This window comes from Polaromonas sp. P1_E3, from assembly GCF_056405935.1.
The window spans coordinates 1-3,142 of the sequence record NZ_JBFUBD010000319.1 but is presented as its reverse complement, the minus strand read 5'-3'; the positions used below and the strand labels follow the sequence as shown (position 1 = coordinate 3,142).

Here is a 3,142-nt window from a genome sequence, read left to right as displayed (position 1 = left end):
GGGCGTGAACCGCGCGGGAGCAATGTGTTTTGACACTGCCCTCCGAACAGCCCATGGCGGCTGCTGTTTCAGCGACATCCATTTCCTCCCAGTAACGCATCAGAAAGGCTTCCCGTTGACGGCCCGGCAATTCCTTTACCTCTAGTTCGATCTCATGCAATATCTGCGCCCGCTCGGTGGCATCCTGCGCGGTCTCCGTACCTTCTGAGTTGGTCAGGCTCTCTAAAGTTTCCAGAAGATCGAAATCTCCGTCTTCACCCTGCGATTCGAAATCGCTCATGTTCGAGAAAAGCGCGTTTCGTGTCTTGCGGCGGCGAAACCAGTCCAGTGTGGTGTTGGCCAGGATGCGCTGGAACAGCATGGGCAGCTCCGCCGCCGGCTTGTCGCCGTAGTGCTGCGCCAGCTTCATCATGCTGTCCTGAACGATGTCGAGAGCAGCTTCTTCATCCCGCACGTGGTAGATGCTGCGCTTGAAAGCCCGTTTTTCAACGCTTTTCAGGAAATCCGAGAGTTCTTGTTCAGTTGCCAACGGTGTGGGGTTCCGGTTCGTCCAGCGCTGCACGGGTGGTCTGCGAGGTACTCGCAGCCGATGCCAAATCAGGCATGCATCCAAGGATACAGCTGAAAAATTATCGCATCCCGGGCGCCGCCGGCGGCGTTTTTTCACCACGTGCGGCCATTGCGCAACGCGAAATGCCATAATACGGCTTGCAATTCAAAAGGCAAACGGGTCATGACTCGGCGGTTTATGTTTCCGCTCATGGTTTTGGCCTCAAGTCTCAATGCCGCTTCACAAGAGTGGGCAAAGAGGCACCCAAGGTATTTCGTTAGAGAAATTCACAAAGGTTCATCATGGAAATCTCCAAAGCGGAAATCGCTTCCGCGGCAGCTGCGTCTGCCAACACAAATACAAACCCCCAGGAACTCCGCGGCGCGGAAATCCTCATGAAGTCCCTTCAGGCCGAAGGCGTCAAATACATGTGGGGTTATCCGGGCGGTGCAGTCCTGCATATTTACGACGCCGTCTACAAACAGGATTCGATCCAGCACATCCTGGTGCGCCATGAGCAGGCCGCTGTGCACGCAGCCGACGGCTATGCGCGCGCCACTGGTGAAGTCGGCGTGGCGCTGGTCACCTCCGGTCCTGGTGTGACCAATGCCGTGACCGGCATTGCCACCGCGTACATGGACAGCATCCCGATGGTCATCATCACGGGGCAGGTTCCCACCCATGCCATTGGGCTGGATGCCTTCCAGGAGTGCGACACAGTCGGTATTACCCGACCCATCGTGAAGCACAACTTTCTGGTCAAGGATGCGCGGCAGATGGCCGAAACCTTGAAAAAGGCGTTTCATATCGCCCGCAGCGGTCGGCCCGGCCCTGTGGTTGTTGACATCCCGAAAGACGTGTCCTTCAACAAGGTGCCTTACAACGGCTATCCGCAAACCGTTGAGATGCGTTCCTACAACCCGGTGCGCAAAGGCCATGGCGGGCAGATCCGCAAGGCTCTGCAACTGCTCATGTCGGCAAAGCGCCCGTATATCTATACCGGCGGCGGCGTATTGCTCAGCAATGCCTCGCAGGAGCTGCGCACCCTGGTCGACATGCTGGGCTATCCTTGTACCAACACCTTGATGGGCCTGGGCGCATACCCTGCCAGCGACAAAAAATTCCTCGGCATGCTGGGCATGCACGGCACCATTGAAGCCAATAACGCGATGCAGAACTGCGACGTGTTGCTGGCCGTCGGTGCCCGGTTTGATGACCGTGTGATCGGCAACCCCAAGCATTTCGCGCAGAACGAACGCAAGATCATCCACATCGACATCGATCCTTCCAGTATTTCGAAGCGTGTGAAGGTCGACATTCCCATCGTGGGCGACGTGAAGGACGTGCTGACTGAACTGATCAGCATGATCAAGGAGTCCGGCCTCAAGCCCGACGCCAATGCCCTTGGTGGCTGGTGGGAAACGATCGAAGGCTGGCGCAAGCGCGACTGCATGAAGTACAGCATGGGCAAGGGGGACGTCATCAAGCCCCAGCATGTGGTTGAAACCCTCTGGAAATTGACCAAGGATGCCGACACCTACATCACGTCGGACGTGGGCCAGCACCAGATGTGGGCCGCCCAGTACTACAAATTTGACGAGCCGCGCCGCTGGATCAATTCGGGCGGCCTGGGCACGATGGGCGTCGGCATTCCCTATGCCATGGGTATCAAGCTGGCCAAACCCGACTCGGAAGTGTTCTGTATCACGGGCGAAGGTTCGGTGCAGATGTGCATCCAGGAGCTGTCGACCTGCCTGCAGTACAACACCCCAATCAAGATCGTCTCGCTGAACAACCGTTACCTGGGCATGGTGCGACAGTGGCAGGAAATTGACTATGAAGGCCGCTATAGCAGTAGCTACATGGACGCATTGCCCAATTTCGTGAAGCTGGCCGAAGCCTATGGGCACGTCGGCATGCTGATCGAAAAACCGCAGGACGTGGAGCCGGCGCTTCGCGAAGCCCGCAAGCTCAAGGACCGCACGGTGTTCATGGATTTCCGTACGGATCCAACAGAAAATGTGTTCCCGATGGTGCAGGCCGGCAAGGGTATTACTGAAATGCTGCTGGGGTCGGAAGACCTCTAAGCACTCCCGCCGCCACACACTCATTCATTCACCGTCACCTGACGAATCTATTGTCTGCCGAGCCTGCGCATTACCGTGCGCAGGGGAGGGCAGCGAAAAGAGGAATCTTCTTATGAAACACATCATTGCAGTTTTGCTGGAAAACGAGCCGGGCGCTCTTTCCCGCGTGGTCGGCCTGTTTTCGGCGCGCGGCTACAACATCGAAAGCCTGACCGTCGCCCCGACGGAGGATCCGAGCCTGTCGCGCATGACGATACAGACCACGGGCTCTGACGACGTCATCGAACAAATCACCAAACACCTGAACCGCCTTATCGAGGTCGTCAAGGTCGTGGACCTGACTGAAGGCTCTTATACCGAGCGCGAGCTCATGATGGTCAAGGTGCGCGCGGTCGGCAAGGAGCGCGAAGAGATGAAGCGCATGGCTGATRTATTCCGCGGGCGAATCATCGACGTGACCGAGAAAAGCTACACGATCGAGTTGACTGGCGACCAGTCCAAAAAC

The 3,142-nt window shown here is 57.2% G+C and carries 3 protein-coding genes; 2 read left to right on the top strand and 1 reads right to left on the bottom strand.

The window, feature by feature from the left end; genetic code table 11:
- A partial coding sequence (locus tag AC1D0Z_RS18505) for an RNA polymerase sigma factor (protein WP_477659659.1) occupies positions 1–529 on the bottom strand: 529 nt, incomplete at its 3' end.
- A gap of 323 nt (positions 530–852) precedes the next feature.
- Between AC1D0Z_RS18505 and AC1D0Z_RS18500 the strand changes: the two genes are divergently transcribed.
- Together AC1D0Z_RS18500 and ilvN are read left to right on the top strand one after the other, a co-directional pair.
- Complete coding sequence (locus tag AC1D0Z_RS18500; RefSeq protein ID WP_477659658.1) at positions 853–2,637, top strand: acetolactate synthase 3 catalytic subunit; 1,785 nt, start codon at positions 853–855, stop codon at positions 2,635–2,637.
- Positions 2,638–2,749: 112 nt separating this feature from the next.
- A partial coding sequence (ilvN, locus tag AC1D0Z_RS18495) for an acetolactate synthase small subunit (RefSeq protein WP_477659657.1) occupies positions 2,750–3,142 on the top strand: 393 nt, incomplete at its 3' end.